Origin of the sequence: Salibacterium salarium (genome assembly GCF_030813635.1) — a bacterium.
In the GTDB taxonomy this organism is placed as follows: Bacteria; Bacillota; Bacilli; order Bacillales; family Marinococcaceae; genus Salibacterium; species Salibacterium salarium.
This window is the reverse complement of record NZ_JAUSUM010000002.1, coordinates 785,752-804,682: the sequence shown is the minus strand read 5'-3', so window position 1 is coordinate 804,682 and position 18,931 is coordinate 785,752. Positions and strand designations below refer to the sequence as shown.

The following is an 18,931-nucleotide window of genomic DNA, read 5'->3' as shown; positions in this document are numbered from 1 at the left end:
ACTCCTAGACTGTTATTTAGTACGGTTGAAGCGGATTGCAGTGTGTACTAAGTGGTAATCCAGTCTGATGAACGGCAACGTCATCAACTCGTTTTTAAAGGGAAACCGCCAGGACGGCGACGTTCCGGTAAACGAGTGGGAAAACCTACTGGACCTAAGACACAATGTTTACGTTTCATACCGACCATCCGATTTTTAAGTGCTACATAACTTTAGTTTAACCAAAGTCACGAGAAATATTAGGTGATAATGAAAAAAATGAAGAACATTTGGAAAGAATCTATAAGATGGAGTATTTTTATTGCCGTTATCACTCTAGTGTTAGCGGCTATTTTTTCAATAATTTCAACAGCATTTCTATCTGGAGTATCGTGGGCTGTAGGAATGGTCGTTGTGTTTGTGATTGTTTTAATAGGAGTCAGTTTTGATATGGTAGGTGTTGCCGCAACGGCTGCCTCAGAGAAACCATTTCATGCGATGGCAGCAAAAAAAATAACTGGCTCTTTCCAAGCGATGTTAATTACGCGTAATGCTGACAAAGTGGCAAACTTTTGTGCAGATGTGATAGGGGATATAGCCGGCGTTGTTAGCGGAACGGCAGCTTCAGCAGTTGTTTTACAATTGACATTTAGTGCAGGATCCAGTGACGGTAGTACGTTGCAATTCGTATTAAATGTAATATTCACAGCAGTTGTAGCTTCGCTTACTGTAGGTGGCAAAGCCTTAGGCAAAGCATTGGCTATGAATCATTCGACAACCATTATATTTCAGGTAGGTCGCTTTTTATATATTTTAGAAAAAAAATTAAAAATTACGTTTTTTAAAAAGAAACAAAATAAAAAATCAAACAAAGTATAATTAACTCTGAAAGTGAGGGTTCGCACTATGGACTTAAAATCAATTAAGGACCCGGAATTCATTCAAGCTTGCAGCCGAAAAGAAATGTTGGAACTAGCGAGTGATATACGAGAGTTTCTCATTCAGCAATTATCGGTAACGGGAGGTCATTTAGGGCCTAATTTGGGTGTAGTTGAATTAACTCTTGCCCTACATTCTTTATATCAAACTCCAAAAGATAAATTAGTTTGGGATGTTGGTCACCAAACATATGTCCATAAAATACTAACGGGACGGGCAGATCAGTTTGATACCCTCCGTAAATACAGAGGGTTATGCGGCTTTCCTAAACGAAATGAAAGTGAACATGATGTGTGGGAAACGGGACATAGTTCGACCTCACTTTCAGCAGCGATGGGAATGGCTGTTGCTAGAGATATCAAGGGGACAGATGACCAAGTTGCTGCTATTATTGGTGATGGAGCCTTAACTGGTGGAATGGCGCTTGAAGCGTTAAATAACATTGGTCATCAAGAGACCGATTTAACCATTATTCTCAATGATAATGAAATGTCTATTGCACCTAACGTGGGTGCCCTTCATAGTATTTTGGGCCGTCTAAGGACAATGGGAAGATATCAAAAAGTAAAAGATGATCTGGAGTTTCTTATAAAGAAAATTCCTGCTTTTGGAGGACGATTGGCCTCTACAGCAGAACGGGTTAAAGATAGTCTGAAGTACTTGCTCGTGTCAGGTATGTTTTTTGAAGAACTAGGTTTTACTTATTTAGGACCGGTAGATGGTCATGATCTCGATGACTTGATGTCCAATCTTAAATACGCAAGAGACACAAAAGGTCCGGTAATTGTTCATGTGCTAACCAAAAAAGGAAAGGGATATGCCCCGGCTGAAAATGATGCAAGCGGTACGTGGCACGGACTTGGACCGTATAAAATTGAATCCGGTGAAGTAGTAAAAAAACCAGGCCCTCCTGCTTACAGTGCAGTATTTAGTAATACGTTACAAAAAATCGCCTCCAATGATAAAAGAGTTGTTGCCTTAACAGCAGCGATGCCTGGTGGTACGAAGCTTGATCAATTTGGGGCCGAGTTTCCAGATCGAATGTTTGATGTTGGGATTGCTGAGCAGCATGCAACAACCATGGCAGGAGGCTTGGCGACGCAAGGAATGAAGCCTGTTTTTGCTGTTTATTCTACATTTTTACAACGTGGGTATGATCAATTAGTACATGATATATGCAGACAGAATCTTAATGTGTTTTTTGCAATCGATCGTGCAGGGCTTGTTGGTGCTGATGGAGAAACTCATCAAGGTGTGTTTGACATCGCGTACTTACGTAGTCTGCCAAACATGAAAATACTAATGCCAAAAGACGAGAATGAATTACAGCATATGACTTACACAGCTATTCAATACGATGATGGTCCTGTAGCGGTGCGCTATCCACGTGGAAATGGATACGGTGTTCTAATGGATGCGGAATTAAAAGAACTTGAAATAGGCAAATGGGAAATCGTAAGAGATGGTACAGACGTGACAATTTTATCTTTTGGTACGATGCTTCCGATAGCTCATGAAGCTGCAGATAACCTAGCAGCGGAACAAAATATTAATGTACGTATTGTTAACGCTCGTTCGGCTAAACCACTTGATGAAGAGATGTTAAAGGAACTTCATGAAGAAAATCATCCTATTTTGACTCTAGAAGAAGCCGCTTTAAAAGGAAGCTTTGGGAGTGCAGTACTCGAACATTTTCACGATAATGGTTGGCACCACACGATTATAGAACGTATGGGCGTGCCGGATTGGTATATCGAACATGGTAGTGTTCCTGAATTATATGAAGAAATTGGCTTGACCTCAGATGAAGTTTCTAAGAGAATAAAAGCTCTTATTCCAAGAAAACAAAAAAGGGCGTAGCGAATGAAAAAAGAAAGAATTGATGTATTATTGGTTGAACAAGGTTTTTTTGATTCAAGAGAACAAGCAAAACGTTCCATTATGGCAGGTGTTGTATTAGCAGATAATGAACGAATCGATAAACCTGGAACAAAAGTTAATCAAAATGTCTCTCTGCGTATAAAAGGAGAGACACTACCCTATGTAAGCCGGGGCGGACTTAAATTAGAAAAAGCATTGAATATTTTTCCACTTAATCTTGAAAATAAAGTGGTTATTGATATAGGAGCTTCTACCGGCGGTTTTACTGATTGCGCCCTACAGAATGGGGCGGCATATGTATATTCTGTTGATGTTGGAACCAACCAATTAGCTTGGAAATTACGTAATCACGAAAAAGTAGAAGTAATGGAACGTTTTAATTTCCGCTACGCAGAACCGCATCGTTTTGAAAAACAGAAACCTGAAGTAGCAGTAGCGGATGTATCGTTTATATCATTAAAATTGTTACTCGAACCTTTAAGTCGACTTTTGCCGGAAAGCGGACAAGCATGCTTGTTAGTGAAACCGCAATTTGAAGCTGGCCGTGAAAAGGTAGGCAAAAAGGGAATTGTTCGGGATCGTGAAACACATATAGAAGTACTTCAGGATATTGTCGACTTCTCCAACCAATTAGGATTTTGTGCGAACGCGCTTTCCTACTCTCCTGTTACTGGAGGAGATGGAAATATAGAATTTTTACTATATCTTGTTTGGACTCCAGAGAACCAATTGCATAACTTATCATACAACGAGATTAGCGAGATAGTAGCAAAAGCACATACTCATTTTGTTGTCGGTTGATAAGGCGTTTATTTCTTCATCCATATGTTCACACAGAATTATTATTTTTTCGGAAAACCTTCTTCTCCCCCTCATAGGTTACGTTCTAAAGGAGTTCCTGCACAAATGCAACCTCCATAACATGTAACCTCTTCTTCTCTTCTTTCATATGTTTGTTTTACTCATTCCATTGTATAAATATAAAAAATTGGTTATGATATATTCAGACTGTTTATATTTGTCGGATTTTATTGGAGGGTGAAGGATGAATAAGGGACAACGTCACATAAAAATTCGAGAGTTTATCTCGGATTTTGATATTGAGACACAAGATGATTTAGTCGATCGGTTGAAAAGAGGAGGCTATAATGTAACCCAGGCAACGGTCTCACGAGATATTAAGGAATTACATTTAGTGAAAGTACCGACGGCTGATGGTCGTTATAAATATAGTCTGCCAGCAGACCAACGTTTCAATCCATTACAAAAGTTGAAAAGGGCACTGATTGACAGTTTCATCGGTATCGATCAAACGGAGAACTTAATTGTAATGAAAACATTGCCGGGGAATGCGAACGCAGTTGCGGCGTTAATAGACAATTTGGATTGGGAAGAAATTGTAGGAACAATATGTGGAGATGACACAATCTTAATTATTTGTCGGGAAAAAGAACAAACAACGGCGACAATTGATCGATTTTTGGATATGCTTTAATTTTATTGAAATCGAGGTGCTGTCATGCTCGAAGAAATCACAATAAAAAACTTCGCTATTATAGAAGAACTTACGGTTCCTTTCGGAGAAGGATTAACAGTATTAACTGGTGAAACAGGAGCGGGTAAATCGATTATTATAGACGCCATAGGCTTATTGATTGGCGGAAGAGGATCTGTCGATTATGTTCGACATGGAGAGAAACGAGCTGAAATAGAGGGCTTGTTTCGAATAAGTGGGTCGCACCCTGCTCGTGCAATTTTAGAAAATACAGGTATTGAAGTCGAAGAAGATATGGTCGTTATGAGAAGAGACATAACCAATCATGGAAAAAGTGTCTGTCGAATTAATGGCAAATTGGTCACGTTAGCTGTATTAAGAGAAGCTGGTCAATCGCTTGTTGATATTCATGGTCAACACGAGCATCAAGATTTAATGCAGCAGGAAAAACATATATCGATGTTGGATCGGTTTGCGGGACAAAAAATACAAGAATCATACAAAGACTACATAGCGAGATATCGAACCTTTTCCAGTCTTCAGTCAGATTTAGAAAAATGGAAAGCAAACGACCAGGAAACTGCGAATCGGCTTGATTTTATTCAATATCAATTAAAAGAAATTGAAGATGCTGAACTGACACCGGGAGAAGATGAGGATCTAGAAAAAGAAAAACATATATTAGCCAATAGTGAAAAGTTGTATAATCAATTAAGTTATGCGTACGACAGTTTGTATGGTGAAGGGAAAGGGTTGGATTGGGCAGGACTGGCCATGAACCATTCCGAGGAAGCTGCCGGCATAGATGGTGATTTACAAAAACTGAAGGAATCCATACATTCTGCTTACTATATGTTAGAAGAGGCAACTTTTTCACTCCGTGAGAATATCGATTCTTTATCGTTTGATTCGGAACGGCTCGAAGAAATTGAAACGCGCTTAGAAGAAATAAAGAAATTAAAACGAAAATACGGTGATTCTGTTACAGAAATTCTTGAATTGTCATCCAAGTTAGAAGAAGAAATGGAATCTCTAACGAACAAAGATGAAAAAATTCATGAACTTGAAGAACAGTTGAAACATGCAGCCCTGGATCTCCAAGCAGAAGCCGATACATTAACAGATCTCCGAGTTCAAGCAGGAGAAAAATTGGCAGTAGATGTAAAAAATGAATTGCAAGGATTATACATGGAAAATGCAGACATGCAAGTACGAATCACGCAAACATCAAAAGGGAAAACATATGAATGGGAACAATCTAAATCGTCTTTTAATGAAAATGGACAAGATAATGTAGAATTTTTAATGGCGACAAATGCTGGAGAACCGCTCAAGCCGCTTGCTAAAGTAGCGTCTGGAGGGGAAATATCACGAATTATGTTGGCATTAAAAACAATTTTATCAGGATTTCAACATGTAACAACGCTTGTGTTTGATGAAGTTGACACAGGGGTAAGTGGTCGGGTTGCGCAAGCTATTGCCGAAAGAATTTACCAAGTGTCCAGAGGTTCGCAAGTGCTATGTATTTCTCATCTCCCCCAAGTGGCTGCCATGGCTGATACGAACTTATATATTGAAAAGTTCGAAAAAGAAAATCGTGTCATTACTTCCGTACGCTCTTTAGAAGAGAAGCATAAGACGGATGAAATTGCCAGAATGATATCAGGTGTAGAAGTGACAGATTTAACGAAGGATCATGCACATGAATTATTAACGATGGCAGAAAAAATCAAAACCAAATCATGAAAAGCTGACCAAAAAAGGTCAGCTTTTTTATGATTGAACGCTTATAAATCGGCTTTCGGGAGGCAACATTAGAAGTACTAAAGAAAATATTAATGGGGATGAGGAGGACGCAATGAATGAAATGGGGGAGAAGATTAACCGGCATTTTAGTAATCGCACTATTTACATGTGTTTTATCAAATGATGGTTTACAGTCTTATATTCAAATACCAGAACAAATTACTATGTTTGAGTCAGATACAACAAATGTAGCAGAAAAAATGGATATAAAGAATAAGGAAAATATAAACGTCTTAGAAAACAACGAGGATTCAAATATTAGCCTTGAAGTCACAGGGTTTCCGAAAAAACAAACGAAAATTGAAAAAATTCCAGATTTAAAAGTTATACCTGGAGGAGATTCGATTGGTGTGAAGTTACAGTCTGATGGAGTGATGGTGGTTGGATTTCATCAAGTTCTCTCCAATGAAGAACGTTTTTCACCGGCGGAAAAAGCAGGATTGAAAGTTGGTGATCGGATCATTGAAATGAATGGAAAGAAAATGAATAAGCTTGAAGATGTTGTGGATGAGTTGAAAAATAAAGATATTCAAGACAACTTATCTCTAAAGTATATGAGAAAATCGACATTGCATGAAACACAATTAACACCACACGAAAAGAAAGATAGCTATGTGTTAGGGGCTTATATAAGAAATGCTGCTTCAGGAGTAGGGACGTTAACTTTTTATGAACCAGAGGATGGGAAATTCGGTGCGTTAGGCCATGTTATTGCTGATTCGGATACTAAAAAGCCGGTGGTTGTTGAAAATGGAACTATAATGCGTTCATCTGTTGGATCTATCCAAAGAGGGGTCAATGGAAATCCGGGGGAAAAACAAGCTACATTGGACTCCGATGAACAAAAATTAGGGAATGTTACAAAAAATAGTTCGTTTGGTGTTTTTGGTCATCTGAAAGAGAATAAATTGAACGAGTCAAATAATGATTATAATAAACCTATGTCGGTTGGATTTGCTCAAGAAGTAGAAACAGGACCTGCAAAAATGCTGACGGTGATAGAAGATGAAAAAGTCGAGTCATTTGATATAGAAATCGTCCAGACGATGCCACAATTACATGCTGCATCAAAGGGTATGGTTATTAAAGTGAAAGACGAGGAGTTATTAGAAAAAACAGGAGGAATAATACAGGGAATGAGTGGCAGTCCTATTATCCAAAAAGGGAAAATCGTCGGTGCTGTAACACACGTATTTGTTAATGATGCTACATCTGGATATGCTTGTCATATTGAATGGATGCTTGAAGAGGCAGGAATTAATACGTTTTTAGAGAAAAGAACACAAACAGCGAGTTAAACATGTGAGAGGGAAACTGCGCTTCGGCAGTTTCCTTCAATATGTTTACAAAATTATGTTATGATAAAAATACAAATATTTTTCGACAAATACATACAATGAACAAAATGTCAAACGTCGAAATAAGTCATATATTATAGAATAATTAAGTTTTCGGGAGTTAATCCATATTTTTTAAAAAAATTGATAAAATTAAAGGTAATTTGAATTTGTTGTTGAATGGATATAAAGAGACGCAATTGTAAACATAAAATGAGGAGGTTCAATCAGTGAATAATATTAAAGTTTGTGTAGCTGATGATAACAGAGAATTGGTTGGTTTATTAAATGAGTACATAGGTGCTCAAGAGGACATGGAGGTTTCTGGGATTGCCTACAACGGACAAGAATGTTTAAACGTTGTAAATGAAACGCAGCCGGATGTTTTAGTACTTGATATCATTATGCCCCATCTTGATGGATTGGCAGTTCTTGAGAAGGTGTATTCAAGCGATTTAGAGGTTAAACCAAAAATTATTATGCTTACAGCTTTTGGTCAAGAGGATGTAACAAAAAAAGCTGTGAATTTAGGTGCTTCTTATTATGTATTAAAACCGTTTGATATGGAAACGTTGATCTCAAACATAAGAGAAGTAAGCGGTGAACAAATGTCTTCTTCATTTATTCCTAATACTATACTAAAAAACGATTCGAAGGAAGAAGAACCGGAAATTAATCTCAGTCAGAGTATCACAAATATTATTCATGAAATTGGTGTACCTGCTCACATTAAAGGTTATATGTATTTAAGAGAAGCGATTTCTATGGTTTACAATGATATAGATTTATTAGGATCGATAACGAAAGTGTTATATCCGGATATTGCTAAACAATATAATACAACGTCCAGCCGAGTAGAAAGAGCGATTCGCCATGCTATTGAAGTAGCTTGGAGCAGAGGCAACTTTGAGTCCATTTCACGTATGTTTGGTTATACCATTAATGTTACAAAAGCAAAACCGACAAACAGTGAATTTATCGCAATGGTTGCTGATAAACTTCGCCTTGAACATAAAGTAAGTTGAGAAAAAAGAGGCCTTTTAAGGAAAAGGCCTCTTTTTTTCATCATTATTCTTTTCTTCTATATAGGAGTGAAATAAATGGGATAATGTGTAGTTGATCGGACGCATTTGCTCTATTCGTTCTAAATCTGGGTTATATTGAATGGTATATAGTTCACCGTTGTAAGAAGAGACATACATATCAAAACCATGGCGTGATTCCATATATCTAAACATATTGAATTCCTCCATCAACCGATAAGATACTCTTATGATTATCTTCTTCTTCATTTCTATGCATGTAAAGCGTCTCTTTTGGACCATACTAAAAAAAGGAGGCGGTTTTTTATGGGAAAAATAAAAGGGACGGCTCAGTTTCATACGAAAACAAAACAACTTGTTCAATATTTAGAGCCACACCAAATAGCTGTTGTCGCCCATGAAGATATAGATGCAGCAGCCGCAGAAAGTTTAATTGCTAAAAAAGTACAAGCGGTTATTAATATAAAATGCTCGATGACAGGATCTTTCCAAAACGACGGTGTTCTTCGGTTGTTAGATAAAAATATTAAAGTATTCGATATGGAGGATACTGCCGGAATCGGATCTTGGATAAATTATCGTTTTATTGAAATTGTTCATAACAAAGTGGTTCTTCCTTATGGTAATTATCGAATCGACATCGGTTCTTTACGAGAATATGATGAAAAAATAGTACAAACATTAAAGAACAAAGCGGTGGACAACAACTTAAAAAACTTCGAACAATTTTGTGAGAATAGCATTGATTTTGCTAAAGATGAGTTATCGTCATTATTACATTGCTGGGATACGTGGGAAAAAGGTGAAAGTTTAGCGGGACAAGATGTTGTTATTGTTATTCGTGGTGCTGATTATAAAAAAGACTTATATTACGCCAATAAATTTTTTTTGAGGAAAGATATGCGGACGATTGCAGTGGATGGTTCGGCTGATGAAATGATTCATTTAGGTATCACACCAGATTATATTATAGGTGACATGGACTCTGTTAGTAAAGATTCTTTGAAAAGTGGTTCTCAATTAATAGTACATCAAGGTGTAAAAGGGGACGCTCCAGGGATGCAAAGGATACAAAAATACGATCTTGCTGCGAATACATTAAAGTTTTTAGGGTTAAGTGAGGATGCAGCGATTGCTTTTGCATTAAAGGAAGGGGCAGAAAAAATTTATTTAATCGGCGGGCATAGAGATATGTCGGAATATCTCAGCAAAGGTCGTAAAGGGATGGGGTCATCCCTTTTAATGAAGATGCTTGCTGGAAGCAAAATAGTAGATCTAAAAGGTATTCATTCCGTGTTTGAAAGGCAGAGGCGATTAAATCGATCGCAATGGTTAAACAAAACCATTCATTCATTCCGTTCTGTTTTTAATCATCATAAAACACCGAAAAAGGTTAGAGGGGTGAAAATATGAGTATCAGTGTTATTATACCAGCTTTTAATGAAGAAAAGCATCTTTGTACGACGCTTAAGGCCATTCGAAAATCGGGATGGGCCGATGAAGTAATAGGAATTAACGATGGGAGCAGGGATGGAACAGGAAGGATGATGGAAAAATATTGTGATGTAGCTATTTCCTTTATTAAAAATCATGGAAAAGCAACTGCTGCAAAGTCAGGTTGGCTGGCCAGTAAAGGAGAGTATATTGTTACATTGGATGCAGATTTAAAAGAAAGCGCCAAGTATGGAAGACAGTTACTAACCCCTTTATATAGGAACGAAGCTGATTTGGTTATAGGGACGGTAAAAGGAGAAGGAAAAAATGGCTTTGGTTTAGTTAAAAGACGAGTACAGCATGTAATAAAGCAACAGAGTGGTCTGTTATTACAAACACCTTTATCTGGTCAAAGGGCGTTTCACCGTAAACATCTAAAAAGTTTTCAGTTGTTGGAAGCAAAAGGTTTTGCTCTTGAGACAATGATGACTTTAAAAGCGTTGCAACAAGGGCTATATATAGAAGAGGTAAAAGTACCGTTTGTTCACGAAGGCAAGGGATGGGGGTTACAAGGATTATACCACCGTGGGAAGCAATGGTTGGAAGTGGAACAGTGTTTGTGGAAGTATGGAAAGTCGCTCTCCTCCTCGCGTTAATTATTCTTATTTGGAAGCTGTCGACTTCTTATTTTAAACGGTTGGAGTGGACCGCTGAAAATTATCAAAAAAGACGGGTGCCTTATTCGCTAGGTGTTATTCTTTTAGCTGCTGCTATTATGTCTCTTTTTTTGGGAGCTTCAACTACCTTTGTTCTTTATATTATTACGATATGGCTTGCTGGTTGGATTGATGATTTTTTTGGAAGTTCTTTTCCTAAAGGGATACGGGGTCATATGATGTATTTTGTACAAAGAGGAGAATGGACGACGGGTTTAATGAAGATAATTTTCACCAGCGCCGCAGCTCTTTTTGTGGTAGTAAGTGAAGTAGATTTGATTCTGGGGTGGGAAAGTATTATTTCGTTATTTATTTTCGTGTTGTCTCCTCATGTGACTAATATATTGGATACACGGCCACTTCGAGTGTGGAAATGGACTTCTTGTCATTTTTTGATTTACTTCATAATGATTCCTTCTTTACATGGAGGAGAAGTGATAGTGTTTGTGCTGGCTATGATGACCATTTGGTGGTATATTGAAAAAACAAAACAGGCAATGCTTGGAGATAATGGAGCGGCGTTAGTTGGAGGCATTATTGCGTGGTTTGGGTTTTCAACTCTTCCATTTATCGTTAAAATCGTCATGGTTCTATTGTACACCGTACTAACGTTGATGGCTGAGAGAATATCTTTTCATGAAAAGATTCAACAAAGCCGTTTATTAAAGTGGATTGATCAGTGGGGCTGGAAAGAAATATGACTCGTTATTCGGAATGGCGTACTCCGGGCTTATTGTTTTTACGATCGCGATATAAGACGAAACCAGAAATAAACCAAACACCGAAAATCAGCAATAATAACCCAATAACAAATTGCAGCCAAAGAAAAGGGAACGGATTCTGTAAAATTTGAAACAAAGTGTCTCTCATTAGTTTTATTCCGAGCGCTGATAGTAATCCGGGTATAACAAGAACAAATAAAGCAATAATCCGCATGGTATGTAATCTCTCCTAAAGTTTAACTATCTATCGTTACTTTTGTATTGTACTCTATTCAAAGAATGGTGTTCAAGTTTTTACTTGTGTTAAATTTTGAATATATTTTTAATATAATGTGTGAGAAGTGAAAAAGGAACATAAAACATGCTAAAATAAATAGATGTTTAGTTTGTAACTGGATAATGAGAAATAAATTGCTAAAGTTGCAGGAGGAAAAAGGAGGAAGGACATTGCCGGAAGAATATGACGTTGTAATACTAGGTGCTGGAACTGGCGGGTATGTCACAGCGATTAAAGCAGCACAAGAAGGATTAAAAACCGCAATTGTCGAAAAGGATAAAGTCGGAGGCACTTGTCTACATAAAGGATGTATCCCTAGCAAATCCCTGCTAAGAAGTGCAGAAGTATACTCTGAATTAAAAAACAGTGAACAATATGGTATTACAGCAAACGATGTATCTATTCAATTTGATAAAGTACAAGCAAGAAAAGATATGATTGTTCAACAATTACATCATGGTGTAGAACAGCTTATGCAAAAAGGGAAAATTGACATTTATCAAGGTCATGGGCGTATTCTTGGCTCTTCTATATTTTCCCCAATTTCGGGAACGATATCAGTGGAAATGGAAGACGGCTCAGAAAATATTATGTTACTACCGAAAAATGTTATTGTAGCAACCGGTTCAAGGCCAAAAACTTTTTCTGATTTGAAACCAGATGGAGATCAAGTGATGACTTCTGATGAGGCATTGAATTTGGATGAATTACCAAAATCTATTATTATAGTTGGTGGTGGGGTTATAGGCATTGAGTTTGCATCTATGATGTCAGATTTTGAGGTAGATGTAACTATTGTCGAATACGCCTCTTCGATTTTACCAGGAGAAGATGAAGCTATATCTGAGCATATGAAAAAAACACTTGAAAACCGTGGTGTGAAGGTGTTGACTAATGCTAATATTAGACCAGAGAAGACACAAAAGTCAGATGTTGTTACGTTGACTTTGGATGATGAGGGAAAAGAACTAGAGATTTCGGCAGAAAAAGTATTATTAAGTATCGGAAGAAAAGCAAACATAGAAGATATCGGTTTAGAAAATACAGAAATAGAGACAAATAATGAATGTATTGTTACGAATCAACATTATCAATCAAAAGAATCACACATATACGCCATTGGAGATGTCATAGGCGGAATGCAATTAGCTCATGTTGCTTCTCATGAAGGTTTAATCGCTATCAATCATATTATAAATAACTCTCCGTCACCGATTGATTCAACGATGATACCAAGATGTACATACAGCAGACCAGAAGTGGCGAGTATCGGTTTAACGGAAACCCAAGCACGTCAACAAGGATATTCGGTTAAAACGGGAAGCGTTTCCTTTCGTTCCAATGGCAAGGCTCTTGTTTTTGGTGACACAGAAGGGTTTACAAAGTTTATTATCAATGAACAAAATGATGATTTGCTTGGTGTCCATATGATTGGAGCTCATGTGACAGAACTTATCTCTGAGGCGTCTCTCGCTAAGCTGATAGATGCTTCTAATCTAGAAATAAGTGAAACGATTCATCCGCATCCGTCCCTTTCAGAACTAATAGGAGAAGCAGCTTTAGCAGTTGAAGGGAAAGCAATCCACTCGTAATTTTTTACTTTTAAAAAGGGGAGGTACCTTAAATGACCTCGAAAAGACATGAAGAACTTGGTCTATCTGATGAACAAGTTTTATCGATGTACGAAATGATGCTTTTAGCTAGAAAAATTGATGAAAGAATGTGGCTTTTAAATAGAGCTGGGAAAATACCCTTTGTCGTATCCTGCCAAGGTCAAGAAGCGGCACAGGTAGGAGCAGCGATGGCATTAAATACTAAAGAAGATTATCTCCTTCCTTATTATCGTGACATAGGTCTTGTTTTAGGCTTTGGTATGTCTGCGACGGATTTAATGATGCAAGGTTTTGCAAGGGCAGAAGACCCAAACTCTGGCGGTAGACAGATGCCCGGTCACTTTGGTCAAAAGAAAAATCGAATTGTTTCTGGATCTTCTCCGGTTACGACACAACTTCCGCATGCTGCAGGCATTGCTTTAGCAGCCAAAATGGAAAAGAAAAATTTTGTTACGCTCGTTTCATTTGGAGAAGGATCTTCTAATCAAGGTGATTTCCATGAAGGAGCGAACTTTGCTGGAGTGCACAATTTACCCGTAATATTTTTATGCGAAAACAACAAGTATGCTATTTCTGTACCGATTGAAAAACAGTTAGCTTGTGACAAAGTTTCAGATAGAGCTATAGGGTATGGAATGCCAGGTTATACAGTAGATGGTAATGATCCGCTCGCTGTATATGAAGCCGTGAAAAATGCGTCAGATCGTTGTAAAAATGGAGAGGGGCCTACCTTGATAGAAACGGTCTCATATCGTCTAACTCCGCATTCAAGTGATGACGATGACAGTTCTTATCGCTCAAAAGAAGAAGTGGAAGAAGAAAAGAAAAAAGATTCTATTCATACGTTTTCTAAGTATTTAAAAGAAATGAATGTATTGACGGAAGAAAAAGAAAACGAAATGCTGGATAAAATACGACAAATCGTAGATGAAGCGACAGAAGCGGCGGAGAACGCACCTTATGCTGATCCTGAATCATCATTAAAGTACGTATACGCCGACAAGGATGGTGAGGTGTAATGGCAGTAATTTCATATATTCAGGCTGTAAATGCTGCAATGCGTGAAGAAATGGAAAAAGATGAAAAGGTATTTATTCTCGGTGAAGATGTCGGAGAAAAAGGAGGCGTTTTTAAAGCAACAGAAGGGCTCTATCAAGAATTTGGTGAAGAAAGGGTTTTAGATACCCCGCTTGCTGAATCAGCTATAGCTGGAGTTGGTATTGGTGCTGCTATGTATGGGATGAAACCGGTAGCGGAAATGCAGTTTGCTGATTTTATCATGCCGGCTGTAAACCAAATTATTTCTGAGGCTGCAAAAACGAGATACCGCTCTAACAATGATTGGACATGCCCAATTACGATTCGCGCTCCTTACGGTGGAGGCATTCACGGTGCGTTATATCATTCTCAATCGGTAGAGTCATTATTTTCACATGTGCCTGGCTTAAAAATCGTTATGCCTTCCACACCCTATGATGTTAAAGGGTTATTAAAATCGGCTATTCAAGATGAGGACCCTGTTTTGTTTTTTGAACATAAACGAGCGTACCGGTTAGTTAAAGGTGAGGTACCGGATGAAGAATATACTTTGCCAATCGGTAAAGCAGACATAAAAAAAGAAGGAGAAGATATAACTGTCATTAGTTATGGTCTTTGTCTTCACTTTGCCATGGAAGCTGCAGAAAAGCTGGAAGATGAAGGGATTTCCACACATATTTTAGACTTAAGAACGGTATATCCATTGGATCAAGAAGCAATTATAGAGGCAGCATCTAAAACAGGTAAAGTTTTATTAGTAACCGAAGATAACAAAGAAGGTAGTCTTATGGGGGAAGTTTCCGCGATTATCGCTGAACACTGTCTTTTTGATTTAGATGCTCCAGTTCAACGGTTAGCGGGGCCTGAAGTTCCAGCTATGCCCTATGCCCCGACAATGGAAAAGTATTTCATGATGAACCCAGAGAAAATCGAGAAAGCAATCCGCGAATTAGCGCAGTTCTAGGAGGTGATTATGTTGTCTGAACAAATAAAAATGCCGCAATTAGGAGAAAGTGTGACAGAAGGAACCATTACTAAATGGCTGGTGAAATCCGGAGATAAAGTAAATAAATATGATCCAATTGCTGACGTGATGACCGATAAAGTAAATGCTGAGGTGCCATCTTCTTATACTGGTATCATTAAAGAAATTGTAGTAGAGGAAGATGAAACGGTACAGGTAGGAGAGCTTATTTGCTATATTGAAACGGAAGAAACCATGTCAAATGAGCCAACAGATGACGCTCAGTCTGGAGTTGTAAATTCCTCCGCTCAAAAAGAGACGAAGTTGAGCGAAAACGATACATCGATGAAAACACGATATTCTCCAGCTGTGATGAGGTTAGCACAAGAGCATAACCTTGATTTAACTAGTGTAGAAGGTACAGGGAAAAGTGGCAGAATTACTCGTAAAGATATGAAACGCCATATAGAATCGTTGTCATCATCTACAGCAGCAGTACAAAAGACGGAAAAGGAAACGCAGGAAGATCCAGCTGTATTTCCTACTTATAAGAAAAAACCAGCTGAAAAAATTGAAGTTCTTTCTGAGGACAAGGAAGTACCATTAAGTCCAATGAGAAAAGCGATTGCTTCAAATATGGTACAGAGCAAAGAAGAAATTCCTCATGCTTGGACGATGGTAGAAGCAGATGTAACCAATATTGTAAAATACCGTGACCGGATTAAAGAAGATTTTAAACAAAAAGAGGGATTCTCTTTGACCTTCTTACCATTCTTTATTAAGGCAATCGTTGAAACATTAAAAGAATTCCCTGAAGTCAATGCCGTTTGGGGCGGTGATAAGATTGTCCAAAAGAAGGATATTCATATTTCTATCGCTATTGCAGCAGAAGAATCGTTATATGTCCCTGTGATCAAGAACGCAGACGAGAAAAGTATTAAAGGAATCGGTAAGGAAGTTTACAACCTTGCTAAAAAAGCGCGCTTGGGGCAATTAAGTAATGAAGATATGAAGGATGGCACGTTTACCGTTAATAATACGGGGTCCTTTGGTTCAGTACAATCTATGCCGATTGTAAACTATCCGCAATCAGCCATCATTTCGATCGAATCCATTATAAAAAAACCTGTTGTTGTGCAAGACGATATGGTTGCAATCAGAAGCATGGTAAATCTATGTTTGTCACTTGATCATAGAGTGTTGGATGGGCTCATATGCGGACGTTTTCTAGCGAGGATAAAACAGAAATTGGAAGAATTCAATGAAGAAAAAGAACATGTTTACTAATACTGATGATACTCCGGAATGTTTCCGGAGTTTTTACTCTTTTTGTTACTTGAGTGTCAGTTACTTGTGCTTCTTTCCGGTTTTCGGATACAATAAGAATTGAAACGATATCTATAAAGAAAGGATGAGTTATATGGATTTTAACTTTTATGTTAATGATGTAGTTAATCCAGCCCGACAGGAAATGGATGAAGCAGGATATACACAGTTATCTACACCAGAAGAGGTGGAAGATACATTATCACAAGAAGGTACAACCCTTGTTATGGTAAATTCAGTATGTGGTTGTGCCGGAGGTATTGCACGTCCAGCAGCTGCTTACATGAAAAATTATGAAAAGAAGCCGGACCGTTTTGTAACTGTATTTGCCGGTCAAGATAAAGAAGCAACAGATAAAGCGCGTTCTTATTTCACAGGATATGCTCCTTCTTCTCCTTCTTTTGCTTTAATTAAAGATGGTGAGATTCAAAGAATGGTGGAGCGTCATGAAATAGAAGGACACGAACCGATTGAAGTGGTACAAGAGTTAGAAAAAGCATTTGACGAATACTGTGATTAAACGTACAAGGGGCTGTCCCAAAGTGGTTAGATACCACGTTTGAGGTCAGCCTCTCTTCATGTAGACTTCTTCCTAGTAACATGGGAGTCTTTCCCGCTCATAATTTACATTCTCTTGACTATGACAATTTATAATATGGTATAATGAATGTCACTTCAATACATAAAGGACGGAAAAATGTTATGGATAAGTATTATGATAAAATACAAGAATATTTGAATATGGACACAGAAATAGATTTCGAAGAGTTTAGAGACTATTATCAAGATGTTTTGTCTTGTCTTGAAGGTCAAAATCAGGAGTTAGATGAAGACGAGATTTGGAAGTCATTATTTGTTGTTGAAAGCATTATGTCTAACGCAGAAAATAGGGCTCAAACGTCGAAAAAGGTAGCAGAACGAAAAAAATATAAAAAAATGGCAGAACGAACCAAACTTTATGCTCAACATTTTACTAAAAAATTAAATCAGATGGGTTACAACCAAGATCAAATAGAAGAACGTTTTGAAAAAATGTTAGAAGAAGGACAACCAGAGTCTTAAATTCATAAGAGCGAAAGGGGGGCAATAACCCCCATTTCTTTTATACATTGACAGCTTTGATAATTTTAGGTACAATCGTGATTGTCTTGTTTGACATTGCGCCTATGGTGAAAGGGATATCACGCGAGATTCCGGTTCTCGTATTCCAGGTTCGAATCCTGGTAGGCGCGCCATCATTTAAAAAGTGGATTACATAACATATCGTTTACATTGCTGCACATGAATAAATGTGTAGTTTTTTGCTCTGACAAAAAAGTGAACATGAAAAGGAGCTTCCCATGCCAAAGTGGAGAATAGGTTATCGTACGTTAAAAACAGCAATAGGGGCAGCACTGTCCATTTTCATCGCTCAGTTGTTGCAGCTGGATTTTTATGTTTCGGCAGGTATTATTACTGTTCTATGTATATCTGTTACAAAAAAAGAATCAGTTCGTGCTTCATGGGAACGAATTGTTGCCTGTCTCGTTGGTTTAATTTACGGAAGTATTGTTTATGAACTTATTGGTTATCATCCTATTTCTATTGCTTTATTGTTTCTGTTGTTTATTCCAACGGCCGTTGGAATAGGAGCTAAACGTGGAGTCGTAACAAGCGTGGTTATTATGCTACATCTTTATACGACAGAAGGAGTAAGCGTTGAAGTTCTTCTAAACGAAGTTTTATTAATTTTCATCGGTGTTGGTGTGGCCCTTGTTATGAACATGTATATGCCAAGTAATGAAAAAGATTTAACGTGGAAACAGGTAAGGCTTGAGGATTGTTTTAGGTCGATTTGGAAGGAATTTGCTTCATACTTACGATTTGGAGATAATACCTGGGATGGCAAAGAAATTGCAGATGCCGCAGCATTTATTGAAGAAGGAAAAGAAATGGCATTAAAAAATGTTGATAACCATTTTTTACGTAATGATGATTATTTTTATCATTATTTTAAAATGCGAGAAAAACAGTTTGCTGTTATAAAAAGTATCTTACCTTTTATCTCAACATTAGACAGGACCCTTATTCAAGGAGAAAAAATGGCTTCTTTTATGGAAGAATTAAGTCAAGCGGTTTCTCCAGGGAACACATCTGCCTATTTTCTTGTCCGTTTAAATGAGTTAAGAAATGAACTTAAACAAATGGAGCTACCACAAACAAGAGAGGAATTTGAAGTTCGTTCTTCATTATTTTACATTCTTCACGAGTTAGAGGAGTATTTATTAACAAAGAAAAAGTTTAAACCAGATCCAAAACGTACAAAAACAGTTTCAGCCAAACGTTTGAATAGAGACCACAAACAAAGGGACACTAAATAGA

At 37.7% G+C, this 18,931-nt stretch carries 19 protein-coding genes and 1 tRNA gene; 18 read left to right on the top strand and 2 right to left on the bottom strand.

The genetic code is table 11. The features are described 5' to 3' along the window. Positions 1-258: 258 nt before the first annotated feature. The 7 genes from J2S78_RS09845 (at position 259) to spo0A (ending at position 8,462) form a co-directional block, all read left to right on the top strand. On the top strand, positions 259-858 hold the full coding sequence (locus J2S78_RS09845; protein ID WP_306898207.1) for a hypothetical protein: 600 nt from the start codon (positions 259-261) through the stop codon (positions 856-858). 27 nt (positions 859-885) lie between these two features. Next, positions 886-2,778: a 1-deoxy-D-xylulose-5-phosphate synthase gene (gene dxs / locus J2S78_RS09840; RefSeq protein WP_306898206.1), complete on the top strand. Its 1,893-nt coding sequence runs from the start codon at positions 886-888 to the stop codon at positions 2,776-2,778. Between the two features lie 3 nt (positions 2,779-2,781). Beyond that, positions 2,782-3,600: a TlyA family RNA methyltransferase gene (locus J2S78_RS09835; protein ID WP_306898203.1), complete on the top strand. Its 819-nt coding sequence runs from the start codon at positions 2,782-2,784 to the stop codon at positions 3,598-3,600. A gap of 244 nt (positions 3,601-3,844) precedes the next feature. Next, positions 3,845-4,294, top strand: coding sequence for a transcriptional regulator AhrC/ArgR (gene ahrC / locus J2S78_RS09830; protein ID WP_125554801.1), 450 nt, complete (start codon positions 3,845-3,847; stop codon positions 4,292-4,294). Positions 4,295-4,318: 24 nt separating this feature from the next. After that, positions 4,319-6,040, top strand: coding sequence for a DNA repair protein RecN (gene recN, locus J2S78_RS09825; RefSeq protein WP_306898200.1), 1,722 nt, complete (start codon positions 4,319-4,321; stop codon positions 6,038-6,040). Positions 6,041-6,156: 116 nt separating this feature from the next. Further along, complete coding sequence (gene spoIVB / locus J2S78_RS09820; protein ID WP_306898199.1) at positions 6,157-7,398, top strand: SpoIVB peptidase; 1,242 nt, start codon at positions 6,157-6,159, stop codon at positions 7,396-7,398. Positions 7,399-7,667: 269 nt separating this feature from the next. Next, positions 7,668-8,462 (top strand): sporulation transcription factor Spo0A, encoded by a 795-nt coding sequence (gene spo0A / locus J2S78_RS09815; protein ID WP_306898197.1) that lies wholly within the window; start codon positions 7,668-7,670, stop codon positions 8,460-8,462. A gap of 15 nt (positions 8,463-8,477) precedes the next feature. Here the strand turns inward: spo0A and J2S78_RS09810 are convergent, their stop codons facing one another. Further along, entirely contained in the window at positions 8,478-8,675 is a 198-nt protein-coding gene (locus J2S78_RS09810) for a hypothetical protein (protein ID WP_306898193.1), read from the bottom strand. Between the two features lie 111 nt (positions 8,676-8,786). Between J2S78_RS09810 and steA the strand changes: the two genes are divergently transcribed. The 3 genes from steA to J2S78_RS09795 are packed head-to-tail and all read left to right on the top strand — an operon-like array spanning position 8,787 to position 11,331. Next, complete coding sequence (steA, locus tag J2S78_RS09805) at positions 8,787-9,893, top strand: putative cytokinetic ring protein SteA (RefSeq protein WP_306898192.1); 1,107 nt, start codon at positions 8,787-8,789, stop codon at positions 9,891-9,893. After that, positions 9,890-10,570 (top strand): glycosyltransferase family 2 protein, encoded by a 681-nt coding sequence (locus J2S78_RS09800; protein WP_306898190.1) that lies wholly within the window; start codon positions 9,890-9,892, stop codon positions 10,568-10,570. Before steA ends, J2S78_RS09800 begins: the two co-directional genes overlap by 4 nt. Then, positions 10,474-11,331 (top strand): hypothetical protein, encoded by an 858-nt coding sequence (locus tag J2S78_RS09795; RefSeq protein WP_306898188.1) that lies wholly within the window; start codon positions 10,474-10,476, stop codon positions 11,329-11,331. The genes J2S78_RS09800 and J2S78_RS09795 overlap by 97 nt, the downstream gene beginning before the upstream one ends. A 4-nt stretch (positions 11,332-11,335) precedes the next feature. Here the strand turns inward: J2S78_RS09795 and J2S78_RS09790 are convergent, their stop codons facing one another. Continuing rightward, the gene (locus tag J2S78_RS09790; RefSeq protein WP_306898186.1) at positions 11,336-11,566 is read right to left on the bottom strand and encodes a DUF2627 domain-containing protein; all 231 of its coding nucleotides are present in this window, start codon (positions 11,564-11,566) and stop codon (positions 11,336-11,338) included. Between the two features lie 233 nt (positions 11,567-11,799). On the opposite strand from J2S78_RS09790, the gene lpdA reads away from it, so the two are divergent. The 8 genes from lpdA (at position 11,800) to J2S78_RS09750 (ending at position 18,930) form a co-directional block, all read left to right on the top strand. Then, entirely contained in the window at positions 11,800-13,221 is a 1,422-nt protein-coding gene (lpdA, locus tag J2S78_RS09785) for a dihydrolipoyl dehydrogenase (RefSeq protein WP_306898184.1), read from the top strand. A 32-nt stretch (positions 13,222-13,253) separates the two neighbouring features. Further along, a complete protein-coding gene (locus J2S78_RS09780; RefSeq protein WP_306898183.1) occupies positions 13,254-14,261 on the top strand; it encodes a thiamine pyrophosphate-dependent dehydrogenase E1 component subunit alpha in 1,008 nt (335 codons plus the stop codon). Next, positions 14,261-15,244, top strand: a complete 984-nt coding sequence (locus J2S78_RS09775) for an alpha-ketoacid dehydrogenase subunit beta (protein WP_306898181.1) — start codon at positions 14,261-14,263, stop codon at positions 15,242-15,244. The genes J2S78_RS09780 and J2S78_RS09775 overlap by 1 nt, the downstream gene beginning before the upstream one ends. Positions 15,245-15,253: 9 nt before the next feature. Next, the gene (locus J2S78_RS09770) at positions 15,254-16,531 is read left to right on the top strand and encodes a dihydrolipoamide acetyltransferase family protein (protein ID WP_306898179.1); all 1,278 of its coding nucleotides are present in this window, start codon (positions 15,254-15,256) and stop codon (positions 16,529-16,531) included. A gap of 133 nt (positions 16,532-16,664) precedes the next feature. Next, positions 16,665-17,090 (top strand): BrxA/BrxB family bacilliredoxin, encoded by a 426-nt coding sequence (locus J2S78_RS09765; RefSeq protein WP_306898177.1) that lies wholly within the window; start codon positions 16,665-16,667, stop codon positions 17,088-17,090. 182 nt (positions 17,091-17,272) lie between these two features. Continuing rightward, positions 17,273-17,632 (top strand): hypothetical protein, encoded by a 360-nt coding sequence (locus J2S78_RS09760; RefSeq protein WP_306898175.1) that lies wholly within the window; start codon positions 17,273-17,275, stop codon positions 17,630-17,632. A 98-nt stretch (positions 17,633-17,730) separates the two neighbouring features. Continuing rightward, positions 17,731-17,805: transfer RNA gene (locus J2S78_RS09755), tRNA-Arg, on the top strand. A 105-nt stretch (positions 17,806-17,910) separates the two neighbouring features. After that, positions 17,911-18,930: an aromatic acid exporter family protein gene (locus J2S78_RS09750; RefSeq protein WP_306898173.1), complete on the top strand. Its 1,020-nt coding sequence runs from the start codon at positions 17,911-17,913 to the stop codon at positions 18,928-18,930. The last annotated feature ends 1 nt before the right edge of the window (position 18,931 follow it).